This is a genomic window from Gordonia liuliyuniae (genome assembly GCF_021738805.1).
Taxonomy (GTDB): domain Bacteria; phylum Actinomycetota; class Actinomycetes; order Mycobacteriales; family Mycobacteriaceae; genus Gordonia; species Gordonia liuliyuniae.
Genome location: NZ_JAKKOR010000009.1, coordinates 175,137 through 193,015 on the forward strand (window position 1 = coordinate 175,137; position 17,879 = coordinate 193,015).

17 protein-coding genes and 1 riboswitch are annotated in these 17,879 nt (G+C 67.7%); of the genes, 4 read left to right on the forward strand and 13 right to left on the reverse strand.

Annotated elements, in window-relative coordinates; all coding sequences use genetic code 11:
- Positions 1-7: 7 nt before the first annotated feature.
- Entirely contained in the window at positions 8-1,402 is a 1,395-nt protein-coding gene (locus L5G33_RS12635; protein ID WP_236998532.1) for a class II 3-deoxy-7-phosphoheptulonate synthase, read from the reverse strand.
- A gap of 10 nt (positions 1,403-1,412) precedes the next feature.
- Positions 1,413-1,913, reverse strand: a complete 501-nt coding sequence (locus tag L5G33_RS12640) for a polyadenylate-specific 3'-exoribonuclease AS (protein WP_236998533.1) — start codon at positions 1,911-1,913, stop codon at positions 1,413-1,415.
- A 41-nt stretch (positions 1,914-1,954) separates the two neighbouring features.
- Here L5G33_RS12640 and L5G33_RS12645 point away from each other — a divergent pair, with 41 nt between their 5' ends.
- Positions 1,955-3,250, forward strand: coding sequence for a glycosyltransferase 87 family protein (locus L5G33_RS12645; RefSeq protein ID WP_236998534.1), 1,296 nt, complete (start codon positions 1,955-1,957; stop codon positions 3,248-3,250).
- Between the two features lie 44 nt (positions 3,251-3,294).
- Here the strand turns inward: L5G33_RS12645 and L5G33_RS12650 are convergent, their stop codons facing one another.
- From L5G33_RS12650 to L5G33_RS12675, 6 genes are all read right to left on the reverse strand, one after another.
- The gene (locus L5G33_RS12650) at positions 3,295-4,020 is read right to left on the reverse strand and encodes a lysophospholipid acyltransferase family protein (protein ID WP_236998535.1); all 726 of its coding nucleotides are present in this window, start codon (positions 4,018-4,020) and stop codon (positions 3,295-3,297) included.
- 53 nt (positions 4,021-4,073) lie between these two features.
- Positions 4,074-5,066: an ROK family protein gene (locus tag L5G33_RS12655; RefSeq protein WP_236998536.1), complete on the reverse strand. Its 993-nt coding sequence runs from the start codon at positions 5,064-5,066 to the stop codon at positions 4,074-4,076.
- Positions 5,067-5,069: 3 nt separating this feature from the next.
- Entirely contained in the window at positions 5,070-5,417 is a 348-nt protein-coding gene (locus L5G33_RS12660) for a hypothetical protein (RefSeq protein WP_236998537.1), read from the reverse strand.
- A gap of 122 nt (positions 5,418-5,539) precedes the next feature.
- Entirely contained in the window at positions 5,540-6,793 is a 1,254-nt protein-coding gene (locus L5G33_RS12665; protein ID WP_236998757.1) for an ArsA family ATPase, read from the reverse strand.
- 20 nt (positions 6,794-6,813) lie between these two features.
- Complete coding sequence (locus L5G33_RS12670) at positions 6,814-7,251, reverse strand: SRPBCC family protein (RefSeq protein WP_236998538.1); 438 nt, start codon at positions 7,249-7,251, stop codon at positions 6,814-6,816.
- On the reverse strand, positions 7,248-7,655 hold the full coding sequence (locus tag L5G33_RS12675) for a hypothetical protein (RefSeq protein WP_236998539.1): 408 nt from the start codon (positions 7,653-7,655) through the stop codon (positions 7,248-7,250). Before L5G33_RS12675 ends, L5G33_RS12670 begins: the two co-directional genes overlap by 4 nt.
- Before the next feature lie 133 nt (positions 7,656-7,788).
- On the opposite strand from L5G33_RS12675, the gene L5G33_RS12680 reads away from it, so the two are divergent.
- Positions 7,789-9,585: an AMP-dependent synthetase/ligase gene (locus L5G33_RS12680; protein WP_236998540.1), complete on the forward strand. Its 1,797-nt coding sequence runs from the start codon at positions 7,789-7,791 to the stop codon at positions 9,583-9,585.
- A gap of 72 nt (positions 9,586-9,657) precedes the next feature.
- Here the strand turns inward: L5G33_RS12680 and L5G33_RS12685 are convergent, their stop codons facing one another.
- The 4 genes from L5G33_RS12685 to L5G33_RS12700 all read right to left on the reverse strand — a co-directional run bounded on the left by L5G33_RS12685 (position 9,658) and on the right by L5G33_RS12700 (position 13,899).
- Entirely contained in the window at positions 9,658-10,776 is a 1,119-nt protein-coding gene (locus tag L5G33_RS12685; protein ID WP_236998758.1) for a glycosyltransferase family 4 protein, read from the reverse strand.
- Positions 10,776-12,188 (reverse strand): peptidase MA family metallohydrolase, encoded by a 1,413-nt coding sequence (locus tag L5G33_RS12690; RefSeq protein WP_236998541.1) that lies wholly within the window; start codon positions 12,186-12,188, stop codon positions 10,776-10,778. Before L5G33_RS12690 ends, L5G33_RS12685 begins: the two co-directional genes overlap by 1 nt.
- A complete protein-coding gene (locus tag L5G33_RS12695) occupies positions 12,189-13,178 on the reverse strand; it encodes a C40 family peptidase (protein WP_236998759.1) in 990 nt (329 codons plus the stop codon).
- A 151-nt stretch (positions 13,179-13,329) separates the two neighbouring features.
- A complete protein-coding gene (locus tag L5G33_RS12700; protein WP_236998542.1) occupies positions 13,330-13,899 on the reverse strand; it encodes a C40 family peptidase in 570 nt (189 codons plus the stop codon).
- A gap of 18 nt (positions 13,900-13,917) precedes the next feature.
- A riboswitch (cyclic di-AMP (ydaO/yuaA leader) is annotated at positions 13,918-14,109 on the reverse strand.
- A 568-nt stretch (positions 14,110-14,677) separates the two neighbouring features.
- Here L5G33_RS12700 and L5G33_RS12705 point away from each other — a divergent pair.
- Both L5G33_RS12705 and L5G33_RS12710 read left to right on the forward strand, forming a co-directional pair.
- The gene (locus tag L5G33_RS12705) at positions 14,678-16,456 is read left to right on the forward strand and encodes a DEDD exonuclease domain-containing protein (RefSeq protein WP_236998543.1); all 1,779 of its coding nucleotides are present in this window, start codon (positions 14,678-14,680) and stop codon (positions 16,454-16,456) included.
- On the forward strand, positions 16,453-16,731 hold the full coding sequence (locus L5G33_RS12710; protein WP_236998544.1) for an Lrp/AsnC family transcriptional regulator: 279 nt from the start codon (positions 16,453-16,455) through the stop codon (positions 16,729-16,731). Before L5G33_RS12705 ends, L5G33_RS12710 begins: the two co-directional genes overlap by 4 nt.
- 35 nt (positions 16,732-16,766) lie before the next feature.
- Here L5G33_RS12710 and trpD read toward each other — a convergent pair whose 3' ends face one another.
- Positions 16,767-17,879 carry an anthranilate phosphoribosyltransferase gene (gene trpD / locus L5G33_RS12715; protein WP_236998545.1) on the reverse strand — a complete coding sequence of 371 codons (1,113 nt, stop codon included), beginning with the start codon at positions 17,877-17,879 and terminating at the stop codon, positions 16,767-16,769.

Sequence of the window (17,879 nt, forward strand, 5' to 3'; positions counted from 1 at the left end):
AGCTCGCCTATCCGCGCAGCATCTCGGCGACCAGGAACGCCAATTCCAACGACTGCTGGGTGTTCAGGCGGGGATCGCACGCCGTCTCGTAGCGGCCTTCGAGGTCGAGATCGGAGATGTCCTGCGCTCCACCGAGGCATTCGGTGACGTCTTCACCGGTCAACTCGATGTGGACGCCGCCCGGATGAGTGCCCAGCGCGCGGTGCACCTCGAAGAAGCCCTGCACTTCGTCGACGACGCGGTCGAAGTGGCGGGTCTTGAAACCGGTCGACGCGGTGTGCGTGTTTCCGTGCATCGGGTCGCACTGCCAGATCACCTTGTGGCCGGTCTGTTCGACGGCCTGCACGATCGCCGGGAGTACCTCGCGGACCTTGCCGTTGCCCATGCGCGACACCAGCGTCAACCGTCCCGGACGGTTGTCCGGGTCGAGGAGCTCCACGTATTCGACGGCTTGCTCGGGGGTCGTCGTCGGCCCGATCTTCATCCCGATCGGATTGCTGATGAGTTTGGCGAGCGCCACGTGGGCGCCGTCGATCTGGCGGGTGCGCTCGCCGATCCACAGGAAGTGCGCCGACAGGTCATAGAGAACCTGGTCGTCACCGCCGCGCGGGTCGTCGGCCAGACGCAGCATCGCACGTTCGTAGTCGAGGACGAGGGCCTCGTGTGAGGCGAATATCGATGCCGACTCGAGGCTCGAGTCGGTGACGCCGCACGCGTCCATAAATTTGAGGCCGCGATCGATCTCCGCGGCCAGCGCCTCGTAGCGGGCGCCCGCCGGTGAGGTGCGTACGAACTCGCGGTTCCAGTCGTGTACGCGTGCCAGTCGCGCCTCGGCCCCGGTGAGTGCACGCACCAGGTTCATCGCGGCGGAAGCGTTCGCGTAGGCGCGGACCAGTCTCGACGGGTCGTGGACACGCGACGCCTCGTCGGCGGCCAGCGAGTTCACCATGTCGCCGCGGTACGACAGGAGGCCGAGCGCGTCCTTGTCGGCCGAACGCGGTTTGGCGTACTGCCCGGCGATGCGGGCCACCTTGACCACCGGCAGGCTCGCGCCGTACGTGAGGACGACGGCCATCTGCAGCAGCGTCCGGATGTTGCCCTTGATGTGCGGTTCGGTGTTCGCCGCGAATGTCTCCGCGCAGTCGCCGCCCTGCAGCAGGAACGCCCGCCCGTGCGCGACCTCGGCGAGTTGATCGGCGAGGTTCTCGACTTCGGTCGGCATGCAGATCGGCGGAACGCTCTCCAGAACCGTCCGCATCTTCCGCGCCTCTTGCGCAGGCCAGTTGGGCTGCTGGAGCGCGGGGCGTGCGAGCACGTCCTCGAACCGTGCGGCCAGCGAGCCGGGCAACGGCGGCAGTTCGGGGAGTTCTTCGAGCGGTACGTCTACGGTCCAGTTCACCACGGTGTTCAGCCTATCCTGCGTCGTCGACGGCTGAGCGCGCCGCCTCGATCGAACGCCACTTGTTCAAGTTGTGACGCGCGTCGGCCAACGCGTCGTGCGCGTCCTTCGGCGCGGGCGGCAGTTTGGGCGAGCCAGCCGCCTCCCAGTGCTGCCGCAGTTCCCTGGTGAAGCGCGGCATGTTTCGCGGCAGTTCGGTCATCGGCCCCCACAACTGGCACAGCACGACGTGGTCGTAGGCGGCCACCCACGCCCACAACTCGATGCGTCCCTCGCCCGCGGTGAGGAACTCGTGCAGGTCATCGCGGATCGCACTCCGTGATTTCCATGCCTTGTCGGCGGGCGACGGCAGTTTGTCGAGCACGTTGGCTCGGACCCAGGCGCCCGCCCGACCCGGGTCGAATTCCGTGGAGCACGCGTAGAACTCGCGGCCGTCCTCGGCGACGATCCCGATCGACACCAGTTCGATCGTCGTTCCGTCCTCGATGAACTCGGTGTCGTAGAAGTAGCGCACGGGGTGAAGGTTAGCGCGCCCCGTGAGACCATAATCGTCCTATGCCTTCTTCGACCCGTGCCGCCGAAGCCGTGCTGCGCCAATGGCGGCCCGGGCCGGTGGTGTCCGTGCTCGCCGCACTTGCGTTCGTCGCGTCGTCCACACTGCAGATCGCAGGCGTCCCGTTCACCTCCAGCTGGGGGACGCGGACCCGCTTCGACATGGACGTGTATCGCCTCGGCGGCCAGCTCTGGCATCAAGGGTTCAGCCTGTACGCCGACGGATCGCTGCCGTTCACACAGGACGGAATCTGGCTGCCGTTCACCTACCCCCCGTTCGCCGCGCTGCTCTTCACCCCGCTCGGCGAGGTGTCGTTGACGGCGACGAGCATCGGCGTGTCGATCGTGACCGCCGTCTTGCTGGTGTACGTCACCGCGCTGACGTTGCGCGTACTCGGGGTCGGCGATCGCCGAAACCGGTGGCAGATTTCGCTTCTCGCGTCAGCGGTCACGGTGTGGTTCAACCCGTTCTGGATGACGCTCGGCTTCGGCCAGATCAACATGGTGCTGATGGCGCTGGTCATGGTCGACGTCTTCGTCATCGGTCGCCGCGACCGGGCCGCCGCCACCGTGCAGGGCGTCCTCGTCGGCGTCGCGTCGGCGGTCAAGTTGACGCCGTTGGTGTTCTTGGGCGTCTTCCTGGCGGCGGGCCGCATCCGCGCCGCGGCGGTCGGCGTTGTGACGTTCGCGGCGGCCGCGTTCATCGGCTGGCTGTGGATGCCGGACGACTCAGTGACGTACTGGACGGACACCCTCTTCCACACCGGCCGGATCGGCGAGCCCGAGGGCCGCATAAACCAGAACCTCAACGCATTGTGGCTGCGCCTATTCGACGACGGCGGCTCCACCGCATCGATCCTGTGGATGGTGACGAGTCTGCTCGTGACGGTCCCCGCCGTCTATGCGGTGCTCGCGGCGCGTCCGCGCGAGGCGTTCGCTCCCGGGCCGATCGGCGGGCGTGTCGACGCGATGGTCGTCGCGTGCAGCGTCGCGGTCTGGGGTCTGCTCGTTTCGCCGACCACGTGGGCGCACCACTGGGTGTGGTGTGTCCCGGCCATCGCGACGTGCTTGGTGTTCGTGTCCCGAACCGGTGACCGCCGGGTCGCGACCGTGTACGGCGCCCTCGCCGGCGTCGGAGCCGCCGTCTTCGCGATCGGCCCGTTCCAGCTCCTCCCGCCGATCCAAGACGGTTGGGTGTGGTGGCAGCACATCATCGGTAACACGTATCCGATCTGGGGTATCGCGTTGCTCGTCGCGTTCTGGCGGATGCCGTACCGGACGAGCGTGCCTGCAGCCTGAACCCCGACCTACCGCGCCTGGCCCCAACTGTGCGGCCGGTCCCGTCAGGCTGCCGGCTGGTCGGGTCCCATGATGTCTTCGGCCTTGGTGTAGCTGCCGTCGTCGTTCTTGAGCTTCGCCGCATAGATATCGACGTACTGCTGGCCGCTGAGACGCATCAGCGCGTACATGATCTCGTCGGTGACGGCCCGTTCGATGAAACGGTTGCCCGCCATGCCCTCGTAACGCGAGAAGTCCAGCGGCTCACCGACTTTCAGGGTGATCCGGGTGGGACGCGGCAGGATGGTCCCGGGCGGGTTGATGCGGTCGGTGCCGACCATCGCGACCGGGATAACCGGGCTGCCCGTCTCCAGCGCCATGCGGGCGAGACCGGTCTTCCCCTTGTACAGGCGGCCGTCCGGCGAACGAGTGCCCTCCGGGTACAGGCACAGCAGTCCCCCGCCGTCGAGGACTCGCCTGCCCGCCGACAACGCGCCCGCGGCAGCACTCGCCCCGGAGCGGTCGATGGGGATCTGCCCGGACGAGGAGAAGAACCACTTCTGGAACTTGCCTTTGAGGCCCGGCGCAGTGAAGTACTCCGACTTGGCGAGGAAGTAGATCCGTCTGCGCGCCATGAGGGGCAGATAGAAGCTGTCGACGACGGCAAGATGGTTCGACGCGATGAGCGCCGCCCCGTCGGACGGGATATTGTCGTGCCCTTCGATGCGCGGGCGTCCCATGGCCCGCAGCGCAGGCCCCATGAGAACGTACTTGAAGAGGAAGTACCACATGTGTTGCCGTGTTCCCTTCTATCCGGAGCCGCGCGGCCCGACGGACACGCGGATCATTTTACTTCGCCGCCCGCGCGCGCCGCGGCCAGTCCTTGCCGTGCCACCTCGGCGGCTCCGATGACGCCAGCTGTCTCCCCCAGTTGGGTGCCGCGGATCCGGGCGAGTTGTCGGTGACCCGCGCCGGTGACCGACGCGGTGTAGTGCTCACGGGCGTCGTCGAGGAACAGTCCCGACGCGGCTCCGACACCGCCTGCGAGAACGATGAGATCGGGGTCGAAGACGTCGGCGATCATACCGAGCCCGATACCGAGCCAGCGCGCGAGGTCGGTGTACGCGGCGACGGCGACCGGGTCGCCGTCGGCCGCTGCCGCCGCCACCCGACGACCGGTGAGCGAGCCGGGGTCCGCATCCGACTCAGCGGCGAGCACGCTGCGCGGAAAACGTTGCGAAGCAAGGAGTTCGACGGCCGTGTCGACGAGCGCGGTCCCGCTGCAGTAGCGCTCCCAGCAGCCGCGTTTGCCGCACCCGCACGGTCGGCCGTCGGGAACGACCGTCAGATGTCCGAGTTCGGGGGCGACGCCGAAGCTCCCCCGGTAGATCTGCCCGCCGAGAAGCAGGCCCGCACCGATGCCGGTGCCGATCGCCAGCACCAGGGTGTTGTGCCCGCGGGCGGCCGCTCCGAAGTGGAGTTCGGCGACGGCTGCCGCGTTCGCGTCGTGCTCGGCGAACACCGGCATGCCGATGCGGGCCGCCATGTCGTCGGCGACCGCGGCCTCCTGCCACGCCAGGTGCGGCGAGAAGCGCACGAGCCGGCGATCGGGAGTCAGAAATCCGGCGATCGCCAGGCCGACGGCGTCGATCGCCCACCGGTCGCGCAGCTCGCCGACGAGTCGGTCGAGGCAGTGTTCCAGCGCCTGGGTCGTCGCCGGGGTCGCGGTCCGCAACGTGTCGAGGATCCGTCCGGTCGGGTCGACCACGCACGCCCGGACACTCGTACCGCCGATGTCGATGCCGACGGTCAGGTTCGATCCGGTCTGCTCGTCCACGCCTTACCGCCCCGGGGTCGCGATCTGTACCGGGATCGACTCGAACCCGGTCGGCGTGCCCGCCGGAGTCGTCGGGGTCGAGCGCAACATCTCAGAGACGGCTTCGAGGACCGTGATGAAGGCAGTCAGTATGCGCGCCAGGAGATCTCCGAACTCGGCGACGAGCGTGCCCAATTCCCCGAACATGTCGGACATCGCACCGGAACCCAACGCCGACGCCGCCTCGTTCTGTCCACCGCCGATCAGCGCGGCCAACTGGTCGATGGTCGTCGCCACGCCGAGGAGCAACTCCTGCACCAGGTCGCCATTCGTGGCGTCACCGGCGCGGTGATCGCGCTCGTGGTCGGACATCTCGATGCGACTCCTGTCACGTGGTCGGTCGGCGGGCGGGGGAACACGAACGATACCGGGCGCGTCGGCATCCACCGACAGCGGAGGTCAGCGACCGCGTGTGACGATCCTACTGGGAGTGTTCACTCGGGCAGATCCGGTTCGGCGGACCCGGTAGTCGACGACGCTCCCGCCCCGCCGGTGTGTCGCCGACCGGCGGGCCACACCGCGGCATTCGGGGTGAACCGCACCCGCAGCACGTCGTCAGCCCACTCCGCACCGCTCACCCGACAGCGGCGAAGCACCGACGGAAGCCGTACCGGATGCCGGAATCCGGCGACCGCGACGAGCAGATCGTCGCCGGACCGGCCGAGCCGGAGCCGTTCCGGTTCGGGCATCCGCTGCCGCCACTTGAGTTCGAAGACAGTGTCGACGCCGTCGCCGGCGAGCTTCGCCACGGTCAGCGCACCGCTGCCGTACGGTCGGCCGCTCGGTGCGGGCACCGGCACCGACACCTTGCGGATCCGAGCAAGTCGGTCCAGGACTCCGGCAGACGCTACTTCCTGCACTCGCACATCGTCGACGTCGCCGAGAAGTCCGCGCACCATCTCGGCGGTGTCCGCTGTCGGCCTGTCCCGATCACCCGAACTGACCAGTACCGATCGCAGAGGCAGCGCGGTCAGATCCGCGACGGCCACCAGGTCGGCGACCGCGCGGCGTCCACGCTCGGACGGGTCGATCACGAGGTGAGCGGCCACCGAGTGCGGGTCGGTAAACAAGTCGGCGAGGTCTTGGCAGTCTCGATCGATGCCTTCGACCGCGGCGGACAGTTGTGCGAGGACCGGCTTCTCACCGGCCTGAGCCAGTCGGGTTGCCCGCGGCCACATCCGTTCGATCGCCGCGGACAGGACCGTCGGCGCGCGCAACAGCGCGAACGGGTCCCCGACGCCCGACACGTCGACGACGATGCGCCGCCAACGACCGGAGGTCGCCGCATCGCGGACTCGGCGCAGCAGCAGGAACTCGGCCGCGCCCGGCAGGTCAGTGAGCTCGCCGGATGCGATGGACGCGAGCGTGCCGACCACCGGCAACGCGCTCCGACCAGCGGTGAGTGCGGCGAGAGCCGCGGTGAACTCGGTCCACGCCTGCTCGATCACATCGAGGTGCTCCACATGCAGAAGGTCGACACCCGACGTCACCGGAACAGGCTCGCCGGGCACGCGGTACACACCCAACCACGACGGCACCGGAGAGCGTGCATCGAGCGTGATCAGCAGGGTGTCGCGCTGCTGGCCGGCGATCGGCAGCACCGCGCCGCGTTGCGACGACGGGACTCCCGTGAGCGCGGCTGCGGCGGCCAGCACGGAGACGCCCGAGCCACCGGGCCCGAGCACCAGATGGATGTCAGCGAGATCGATCAGCCTTCGACCCTCTTCTTGAGGTCACTGAGTGCGGCCTCGGTGATCGCCTTCTCCGCGCGTCGCTTGAGCTGACTGATCATCGGGATCTGGAGATCGACGGTCAACGTGTAGGTGACCTTCGTCGACCCCGGCACCTGCTGGGCAAGTTGGTAGCGGCCCTGCTGGTCTCGCTGCAGTTGACTGGACACCAACCCCCACGACACCCACGAGCCGTCGTCGGACCACTGGTACCGCAATTCGTAGGTGTCGGCCAGAACACCTGCGTCGAGAACGAAGCGGACATGGGTACCGCGGCCGCTGGTGTCACGTTCGAGCACCGTCACCTCCCGCGCCGCGCCGACCCACTCCGGATACTTCTCGAAGTCGGCGATAACGGACATGACGGCGTCGACGTCTGCCCCGACGACCGTCGACTGTTCGGTGTGGTCACTCATGCCACGGCCTCCCCGACTGCGGGCGCACCTGCCGCGCGACCGGCTTCCAGAGTCTGTTTCACCTCGAACGCCATCACCTTTCCGGCGATTCGGCGTACACGGTTGAGTTCGGCGACGGCGTCCAGCCAGGCTCGCGGCTCGGCCGGCAGGGGTTCTGCGGGCTCGGCGTGCAGGAAGTAATGGAGGATGAACCCGTCCATCCGCTTCTCGCACCAGATCTCCATGGTGCCGATCACCGGACCCGATACGCGCCAGCGCACACCTTCGTCGCCTCGATCTTCGGCGACCTCCAGAGTCAGGTCCGGCCACCACCGACGCCAGCGGGCGCGGTCGCCGACGACGACCCCTGCCAGCGACACGGAGGCAGCGACGAAAGCGTCGTCGGCCACCTGGATGCTCGTCACCGAAACAGCATCACATACCGGCGACGAAAGGGGAAAGCCGCCTCGGGCACGTCACACCGCCGACGGCAGATTAGACTTCAGCTTGATGGACCAACGCGTCTTGTCACATAGATCGCTCCGGAAGGTGTTTTCAATGGCTGAGTGCCGTGTCCCCGCAGGTTTCGTCACACCGAAGGAGCGGAATTCGGCCGACGTCCTTTATGACATCGCCGCGGCGACGCCCGGCAAGACCGTGTTCCGCATTCAGCAGGGCGACCAGTGGCTCGCTCTGTCGGCGGGAGACGCCGTCGAGCGGGTCCGGGCGCTCGCCAAGGGATTCATCGCTTCGGGCATCGAGCCGGGCGACCGCGTGGCCCTCCTGTCCTCTACTCGTCTCGAGTGGACGCTGATCGACTTCGCGATCTGGTCTGCAGGCGCGGTCCCGGTCCCGATTTACGACTCGTCGTCGGGCCCGCAGATCGACTGGATCCTGCGCGACTCGGGCGCGGTCGCGATCGTCGTCGAGACGCCTGCGCACCGCGCGGTGGTCGACGGCCTCGAATCGGTCACCGACGCCGTCCAGGTCTTCGGAATCGACGCCCCGAACGGCGAGGGCATCGTCGATCTGTTCGCCGAACGCGGCGCCACCGTCACCGACCAGCAGCTCGACGACCGCCGCCGCCTCCTGACATCGCAAGACCCGGCGACCCTCATCTACACCTCGGGCACCACCGGACGCCCTAAGGGCTGCATGCTCACGCACGCCAACATGCTCGGCGAGATCGGCGGCGTCCTCGAGTCATCGATGGGCACGCTCCTCGGACCCGAGAAGCGTCTGCTCCTGTTCCTACCGATGGCTCACGTGTTGGCCCGCGCCATCAACCTGGTGGCCATCGAAGCAGGCGTCGAGGTCGGCTACACGAACAACACGAAGGATCTGCTGCCGATCTTCGCGCAGTTCCAGCCTTCGCTGATCCTGTCGGTGCCGCGCGTGTTCGAGAAGGTGTTCAACTCGGCGCGCCAGAGCGCGCACGATTCGGGCAAGGGCAAGATCTTCGATCTCGCAGCCGACACAGCCGTCGAGTTCTCGAAGGCCGGTTCGGATGCGGGTCTGGTGCTGCGCGGTAAGCATGCGTTGTTCGACAAGCTCGTCTACCGCAAGCTGCGTGCGGCGCTCGGCGGCCGGTGCGAGCTCGCGATCTCCGGCGGCGCACCGCTCGGACCGCATCTCGGACACTTCTTCAGCGGCGTGGGCATTCCCGTCTACGAAGGCTACGGTCTCACCGAGACGACCGCCGCGATCTGCGTGAACACCCCGCACGAGGTGCGGGTGGGCACTGTCGGACGCCCGCTGCCCGGCAACGCGGTCCGCATCGCCGACGACGGCGAAGTCCTGTTGTCCGGCGAGGTCGTGTTCTCCGGGTACTGGCACAACGACGAGGCGACGGCCGCTGCGCTCACCGACGGATGGTTCCACACCGGGGACATCGGGACCCTCGACGCCGACGGCTACCTGTCGATCACCGGCCGGAAGAAGGAGATCATCGTCACCGCCGGTGGCAAGAACGTGTCCCCCGCGCCGATGGAGGACCTCGTCCGCACGCATGCGCTGGTGTCGCAGGCGATGATCGTCGGCGACCAGAAGCCGTTCATCGCTTCGCTCATCACGATCGACCCCGAGACGTTCGAGGGTTGGAAGGCACGCAACGGCAAGGACGCAGGCGCTTCGGTCGCGGACCTGGCAGACGACGTCGAACTTGTCACCGAAGTTCAAGCCGCTATCGATTTGGCCAACGAGAGCGTCTCCCACGCGGAGGCGATCAAGAAGTTCCGGATCCTGCCGAGCGACTTCACCGAGGAGACCGGAGAACTCACGCCGACGCTGAAGGTCAAGCGCAACGTCGTCGCCGAGAACTTCGCCGACGACATCGAAGCCCTGTACACGAAGTAGGGTGCTCCTTGCCGATCGGGCGGAGTCGAACTCTCGGCTCCGCCCGTCGCACGGCAGTCAGAAATCCACCTGCTAGAGCAAGCGCATCAGCCGGGCGGCCTGCTGCCGCCACTGCCAGTGCTGGACGATCCACGCACGACCCTTCGCGCCCATCGCAGCCGCCAGCTCGGTGTCTTTCAGGAGCGTCGTGATCGCCTCGGCGACCCGCTCCCGGTCGCGGCCGTCGACGACTGTGCCGGTCACCCCGTCGTGGACTGTCTCGGGTGCGCCGCCCGAATCGCCTGCGACGACGGGCACTCCGCTCGCGGACGCCTCGAGGAAGACGATGCCGAGACCTTCGACGTCGAGTCCGCCGCCACGCGTACGGGTCGGCATCGCGAACACGTCGGCCATTGCGTGGTGCTTCGGCAGTTCGTCGGCAGGCACCGATCCGGTGAACGTCACCGAGTCGGCCACTCCGGTCTTCGCGGCCAGTTCACGGAGGCGATCACCGTACGGTCCGCCGCCGACGATCATCAGCTGGGCATCCGGCACCTCCCGCAGAATCGACGGCCACGCCTGGACCAGCACGTCTTGACCTTTGCGGGGCACCAGCCGAGACAGGCACAGCACGACCGGTGCGTCACCGATCCCGTATCGCTCCCGCAGTTCCGTCCGGGCGGCAGCGTCGGGCGCGAACCGGTCCGTGTCCACCCCGCACGGCACGTACTCGAGTGCGGCGTCCCGCCCGAACGCTGAGGAGAAGCGCCCACGCGTGTACCTGCTGACATAGGTGACGACATCGGTGTGGACGCCGATGTACCGCAGCACCTGGCGCGCTCCGGGGAGCATCGACCAGCCGACCTCGTGACCGTGGGTGCTGGCGACGATACGGCGAGCGCCCGCCTTGCGCAGCCGCGGCGCGAGGACCGCGAGCGGGGCTGCCGCACCAAACCAGACGGTGTGGACGTCGTGCTCGCGCACCAGTCGCGCGGCCCGGCGCGCGACGAACGGGGTCGGGAGCATCAGCGACGTACGGTGCCGCACGATCGGGTACGGGGCCGCGGCGTCGTACTCGTCGGACCCCTTCCATTTCGGCGCGTACACGACGACGTTCTCCGGCGGGACGAAGCGCAGCAGGTTCTCGAGGTATGACTGGATGCCGCCGGCCCGCGGCGGAAAATCGTTCGTCACCAGCAGCGTCGTCCCCATCATCTGGCCTGGACGCGCAACCATGTCTGCCACTGCTTCACCAACGCATTCTTGTCGTGCCCGACTGCCGTCTTCATCGCGGCGTCCATCGCTGGGGTGTCGCCGGCAGCGGTCATCTTGCGGTACATGTCTTTGAGCTTGGGTTCGCCGTACTTGTCGGCGATGAACGCGGCGAACGACCACGCACTCTGGTAGGCGACGCGAGCGGCGTCGGTGTCGACCGCGAAGTCCGAGTCGACCGGCAGCTTCTTCGGAACTCGGCCTGCCGCCACTTCCACCGCGAGATCCGGTGCGGCGTCGACAAACTCGCGATACGTCCCACTCCGTCCGACGTACTCGGGGACGCCTTCGGTCAACCACATCGGAGAGATCTCCGACGTGGTCAGTCGCGTCGCGACATGCATGAGTTCGTGCCGCAGAACGACGGCGAGCGCCGGTTCGGATAGGTCGACAGCGTTGGGCGAGAGCACGATTCGCTGTCCGATGACCTGGTCGGTACGCCTGTCGATGCGCGAGAACACAGTGGCCGCCGCCGCCACCGCGGTATCGCTCGCGGCCGTGCGGGTCAGACCGGAGAACTCGTTCTGGTCGCCGGTCGCGATGATCGCGGCCTTCTGCGTCCAATCGTCACCCCAGAACTTGCTGACCGCGGCGACCGCCTTCGGCAGGATCGACTCGATACGCGTGACCGCCTTCTCGGTGTTCGGGTATGAGAGGACCGGCGAGGTGCCGCCCGCCGTGTGGACGTCCGCCGCGGCCAGCCCCGTGAACTCCCACGGCCCGACTTCGGCGGGCGGCTGCGGCCCGGTCGTCGTCGGCCGGGGATCCACTGCGGCCGACGCGTCGCCGAGCACCTTCCAGTCGTCGCCGTAACGGGCGAAGACCATCGTCTCGGTCAGCGTCACTTCGGGTTCGGCGAGGCCCGGCGTCGACGAGCCGCCGAGCGCGTAGGTGAGTTCGACGGGCGTCACCCACGTGTCGCTCGATCCGGCCTCGTCGACCTTGGCGGCCAGCGCCGGATCGACCTGCCATTCGGGCCCGTCACTCGGCGCCACGCGGTAGCTGAACGATGTCGTCGCGAGTGCGCCTCCCCGCCGTCCGCGGTTCTTGCCCGGCGCGAACGCTGCGGCAACGGTGTGCATGCGGTCGATGATCGACTGGGGCGCCGCATCGTCGATCAGCGCGTCGACTCCGCCGCGATCACCGGTCCGGAGCACCGACGAGAGCTCGTCGAGCAGAGCGCCGACTCCGTCGGTCCGCTGCTGTTCAAACGGGTTGAGGGGCGTCGACGCGACACTGGTCGACGAGGTGCTCGACTGGTCGGACGAGTCCGAGCACCCGGCGACCGTTCCGACGACGGCCAACGCGACTGCGACAGCCGCCGCTGCGGTACGAGGCGCGACGGCGGCCACTCAGTACCGTCGCGCAGCGTTGTACGGGCCCGCTTTGTCGACGGGGACGACGGCCACGGGGACACCGAACGTCGAGGCGTGGACGACGAAACCATCGCCGACGTACATGCCGACGTGGGAGGCGTCCGGGTAGTAAATGATGAGGTCGCCTGGTTTGAGGTCGTTGCGGTCGACCGGTGTGCCGCCGCCGAGCTGTGCCTCGCTGGTGCGCGGAATGGTCTTGTGCGCTTGTTTGTACGCCCACAGCATCAGTCCCGAACAGTCGAACTGGTGGGGCCCGGTCGCGCCCCACACGTACGGGTCGCCGATCCGGGAGATCGCGGCTTGAAGAGCGACGAGCGCTGGGGACGTCCCCTTGGGGACGGCGCTCGCGTCGAACTTGTACTTCGGTCCACGGAGGGCAGCGAGCTGCCTGCCGGTCAGCGACTTGTAGATGGCCCGGATCTGGACCGCTTCGAGCTGGAGGTCGGCCTGTTTGGCCTGCAGGCGACCGCGCTGCTTCTCCGCGACAGCGACGGCTTCGCTGGCGTCCCGGGCCGACTTGTCGGCGTTCGCTTTGGCTTCCCGCGTCTTACGGGCGACCGCCGTGATCGACCGCAGGTCGGCCGCCGACTGCCGCGACATGACCTCGAGACCCGACATATTGTCCAGGAGGCTCTGTGGGGAGTCGCTGACGAGCATCGCGTAGAGGCGGTTAACGCGCGCCCCACGGTAGCTGGCGCGGGCGAGTGCGTCGACCTTCTCCTGCGCCGACGCCATCTGCTCGCTCATCGCGTCGAGCTTCTTGCTCGCTTTCGCCGATGCGCGCCGTTGCACGATGACAGTCTTGCGCTGCACGTCGTACTCGTGCTGCGCCTTGTTCATCGATTCGGTGGTCCGCTCCGCGTCGCGGGAGAGTTCACGGTAGTGGGTCAGGATCTGGTTCGCGTTGCGCGACGGCTCCGCAGCCGCCTCGGGTGCGACCGGAGCCAGCGACACGGTCGCCAACATCACCGCGCCGAGCGCGGTCGCGCGAGCCGTCCGGCGTCCGGCCCTTCGATTCCTCTGATCCACCACATGTTCCTTAATACCGAACGGGCGGGTCCACACGCATATCGCGCATGGCCCGCCCGGTTCAAGAGCTCACGACGGCCGTCACCGCTCAGTAGCGGCGGATGCTCGTCACGCTCCAGTTCTTGACTTTGTCACGCTTGACGGGCACGCCTTCGGTCGAGGCGTGGACGAACATGCCGTTGCCCGCGTACAGGCCGACGTGGCCGCCACCGTTGAACACGAGGACGTCACCGGGACGTGCGGCTGCGAGCGAGGCGATCGAGGTGCCGCCGCCCATCTGGCCGTAGCTGTCACGAGGGATGGTCTTGCCTGCCTGCCGGTATGCCCATGAGGTCAGTCCGGAGCAGTCGAAAGCGCTGGGGCCGGAAGCGCCGTACACATACGGCGAGCCGATCTTCGACTCCGCGTAGTGCAGTGCCTTCTGGGCACGCACCTGCTGCGGTGTGCCGATCGGACCCTGCGGGTTGACCTTCGGCACCTTCGGAAGCAGATTCTCGGGGACGTCGAACTTGCCGACGCCCGGGATGTTGATCGGCGCGGCGTCCGCGGGGCCAGCTGCGAGCGCAAGCGACCCGCCGATGGCGATCGAGCCTGCGACTACCGCAGTCGTGGCGACCTTGCGGCCGGCGCCGGGCTTGTCCAAACGGTGTTTAGCCACTGAACTTCAGAACTCCTTGTTGTCTCCCTGACCGCCGACCGGGTTAGCTGTCGGGTTCGGGCCGGAAGAGATGGCCCTACGCGTCCGTAGATCTAGGCGACCTGCGACCGCGATTCACCCCGATTCGCCGGCGCGTTTTCACACGCCCGTGAAAGAAGTGGTTCCCCGGTTCGCCTTCGGAGGGTGAAGGCGATTAGGCGGTGACCCTCCGGATGTCTCCCAGTAACTGGTTGATCACCCTGAGTGGAAAGTCTCGAAAAGATTACGAAACCCTGCCGCCGATGTCCACCAGCCTCGACACGAATGCGACACACCGTCGTGTCAGACCGCACGGAGCCAGTCCCGCGCATCCGGCTCGAATGCGCGGTGACCTGCAGAGACAGCAGCTATTGCACTGCGTGCCGATTCGTCCGAAATCATGCCTGTGGCAACGAACACATCAACGGCGGACGCAATCTCCGCCGAGTCGCCGTCGGAGCCATATGCACTGGTGACAGGGTCGAACAGGACTTGCATCATGCACCCGTCGCATTCGCGATTCCGGGCCGGACAGGTGGCGCAGTCGATTCGCATTGTGATCCGCCTCTCATTTGATGTTCGTTGGCACGATCTTCGCGCGTTCCGCCGGTGCCGGCGTGTCGCGAGGAGGTCGGATTATCTCGACCTCAGGTGCAGACTACGAATCCCCTCCGACAGTTTCGTTCGACAGTCGCGCTCGGGTGCGACCCGGCGCCTCGGCGGACGTTCGATGTCAGAGGGGTCCCCTAGCGTGCGGTCCATGACCACCGGACAGCTCTCGTTCGCCGACCTCGACGATGACGACGAGTTCGCCGACAGATCTTTGTTCGACACGACGCTCGTCGTCGTCGATCTGGAGACGACCGGCGGAAGCTCGGAGACCGACGCCATCACCGAGATCGGGGCCGTCAAGATCCGGGGCGGCGAGGTCCTTGGGGAGTTCGCAACGCTCGTCGACCCGGGCCGTGCGATTCCGCCGCAGATCGTCGCGCTCACCGGGATCACCACCGCGATGACCTACGACGCGCCACCCATAGAAGAAGTACTGCCCGCGTTCGCGGAGTTCGCGCAGGGCGCGATTCTCGTCGCGCACAACGCGCGCTTCGACACCGCGTTCCTCCGCAAGGCAGCCGCGAGGATGGATCTGCCGTGGCCGTTCACCACGTCCCTGTGCACGGTGGCGATGGCGCGGCGCATCCTCACCCGGGAGGAGGCGCCGAGCGTCAAGCTGTCGGCGTTGGCCGACCTGTTCGAGGTGTCGGTTCGCCCGACCCACCGCGCGCTCGACGACGCCCGCGCGACCGTCGACGTGTTCCATCGGCTGCTCGAACGGGTCGGGAACCGCGGAGTGCACACCTATCGGGATCTCACCGACTACCTCCCGCGTGCGACGCCCGCGATGCGGGCCAAACGTTCGATGGCGACCGGTCTGCCGCGGAGCCCCGGCGTTTATCTGTTTCGCGGACCGAGCGACGAAGTCCTCTATGTCGGGACGGCGGTGGATCTTCGTCGCCGCGTCTCCTCATACTTCTCGGGGTCGGACACGCGTGCCCGGATGAGCGAGATGGTCGCGCTCGCCGAACGCGTCGAGCACGTCGTGTGCGCACACGACCTCGAGGCAGGCGTACGCGAACTGACACTCCTGGCCGCACACAAACCCGTGTACAACAGGCGGTCCCGCAACCCGCACCGCGGGTGGTGGGTCAATCTCACCCGCGAACGGTTTCCTCGCCTGTCCGTCAGCCGGACGCCCGTACCGGACGCGATCGGGCCCGTGCACAGCCGCACAGTCGCCGCCGACGTCGCCGACGTCATCAGCGCGGCGGCCGGATTGCGCAGCTGCACACAGAACCTCAAGCGCGCCGACCACCACTGGTGTCCGGGTGACGCGTCGGCCGTCGGACTCCCCGACCCGCTCATCGCACACCGTCCCGGCCTGTGCCACGCGGCGAGCGACCGGCCGCAGACCCTGCCCGACTACCTCTGCCGTGTGGAAGCGGCCCGCGTCCTCATGGCCGGCGAATCGGATGCATTGCTCGTCGATCTTCAACGGCGGCTACAGCTGCTCGCCGACACGCGACGATTCGAGTCGGCCGCCCGCGCACGAGACCGCCTCGCGGCGACCGTCGACGTCCTGGCCCGTTCTCAACGTCTCGCCGTGATCGCTCGCATCCGCGAAATCGTCGTCGCCCGGCCCGACGACGGCGGCGGCTGGAAGCTGTGTGTCGTCCGATACGGCCGACTGGCGGGCGCAGCGCACGCAGCACGCGGGGTGCCGCCGCTGCCGGTGATCGAGATGATGACGGCTGGCGCGCGGACCGTCGTCGAGCCCGTCGACGCCGGGCCACTCGGCGGCGCGCCGCCCGAAGAGCTCTCGCTGATCGAGCGGTGGATCGGCGAGCCGGGCACACGACTGGTCAGCGCGACCGATCCCCTGTCGTCGCCGATCGGCTCGGCGCAGCGCTGGACCGACTTCGCCCTCGCGGCCCGGCGAGCGAGAGATGCGCCGATGCCGCTGCCCGCTAGAGTTGGGGCATGATCACCGCCATCGTTCTCATCGGGGCCGACATCCACCAGATTCCCGAGACCGCACAGGCGGTCGCCGATATTCCGGGCGTCACCGAGGTCTACTCCTGTGCCGGCGACGTCGACCTGATCGCGAAGGTCAGGGTCCGCGACCACGACGAGATCGCCGACGTCGTCACCGGCAGGATCAACCGGCTGCCCGGAGTCCGCACCAGCGCCACCCACATCGCGTTCCGCAGCTATGCGAGCGCGGAGGTCGACGGCGGCTTCTCCATCGGCGAAGACTGATTGGCGCAGATTAGACGGCTGGCCGGGTCGACCATTCAGGCGAGCTTGCGCGTCAGCGCGGCCCAATCGTCGAGCAGCCGCGCGGCGGCGCCGGAGTCGATGATCTCCTCCACCCGAGCGACGGCAGCACGCAGCGCGGCGAGCAGGCCGGCGTCGTCGTACAGGACAGTTTGTTCGTAGGCGACGATCGCAGCCGCCGCATTGACGGTTACTGCATCGCGGACCGCTCCGCGCGCTCCGTCGAAGAGTTCACGTGCGATCCGTGCGTTCACGGCGGCGTCCCCGCCTTGCAGCGCAGCCAGTTCGACCAGGTCGATGCCGAGGTCGCGCGGGTCCAGCGTGAACCTGCGCACCTGCCCGGCGACGACCTGCCAGAGGCTCGTGGTCGTCGTGGTGGTGATCTCGTCGAGACCGTCATCGCCGCGGACGACGAGGACGCGGTTGCCGCGGTCGACGAATGCCTGGGCGAGAACCGGCGCAAGATCGTCGAACGCGCATCCGATGAGGCTCGCCTGCGGCGACGCCGGGTTCGTCAGTGGACCCAGCACGTTGAAGATCGTGGGGATGCCGATCTGTTTGCGCGGCGGACCGATGAAGCGGAATGCCGGATGGAACACGGGGGCGAAACAGAACCCGATGTCGAGTTCCTCCACGCAGGCCGTCACCGCGTCCGGACCGAGCGTGATGGCGACGCCGAGCGCTTCGAGCACGTCGGCTCCGCCGCTCTTCGAGGACGCCGCGCGATTGCCGTGCTTGACGACCTTGATTCCCGCGGCCGCCACGACCACCGAGGCCATCGTCGAGATGTTCACGGTGTGCGACCGGTCGCCTCCGGTGCCGACAATGTCGACGGCCTCCCCGGACAACGTGATCCGGTTGGCCATGGCCAGCATCGCGTCGGCCAGGCCGCGCAACTCGTCCGCTGCCGCCCCCTTCATCTTCACGCCGACACCGAACGCGCCGATCTGTGCGCCGGTCGCCGCATCGGACATCATCTCGTGCATCGCCCATGCGGCTTCGTCGACCGACAGGTCGAAGCCATCGGTGATCCTGCCGAGAATCCGCGGCCACGTATGTGCAGTATCTGCAGAAGTCGACGGGGTGACCGCGTCGACGGGAGTGCTCTCGGCGAATTCGGGGGTGCTCAC

Coding starts and splice junctions, on each gene's coding strand:
- L5G33_RS12645 (WP_236998534.1), top strand. CDS start 1,955: ATGCCTTCTTCGACCCGTGCCGCCGAAGCCGTGCTGCGCCAATGGCGG.
- L5G33_RS12650 (WP_236998535.1), bottom strand. CDS start 4,020: ATGTGGTACTTCCTCTTCAAGTACGTTCTCATGGGGCCTGCGCTGCGG.
- L5G33_RS12660 (WP_236998537.1), bottom strand. CDS start 5,417: ATGTCCGACCACGAGCGCGATCACCGCGCCGGTGACGCCACGAATGGC.
- L5G33_RS12670 (WP_236998538.1), bottom strand. CDS start 7,251: ATGAGTGACCACACCGAACAGTCGACGGTCGTCGGGGCAGACGTCGAC.
- L5G33_RS12680 (WP_236998540.1), top strand. CDS start 7,789: ATGGCTGAGTGCCGTGTCCCCGCAGGTTTCGTCACACCGAAGGAGCGG.
- L5G33_RS12685 (WP_236998758.1), bottom strand. CDS start 10,776: ATGGGGACGACGCTGCTGGTGACGAACGATTTTCCGCCGCGGGCCGGC.
- L5G33_RS12695 (WP_236998759.1), bottom strand. CDS start 13,178: ATGTTGGCGACCGTGTCGCTGGCTCCGGTCGCACCCGAGGCGGCTGCG.
- L5G33_RS12705 (WP_236998543.1), top strand. CDS start 14,678: ATGACCACCGGACAGCTCTCGTTCGCCGACCTCGACGATGACGACGAG.
- L5G33_RS12710 (WP_236998544.1), top strand. CDS start 16,453: ATGATCACCGCCATCGTTCTCATCGGGGCCGACATCCACCAGATTCCC.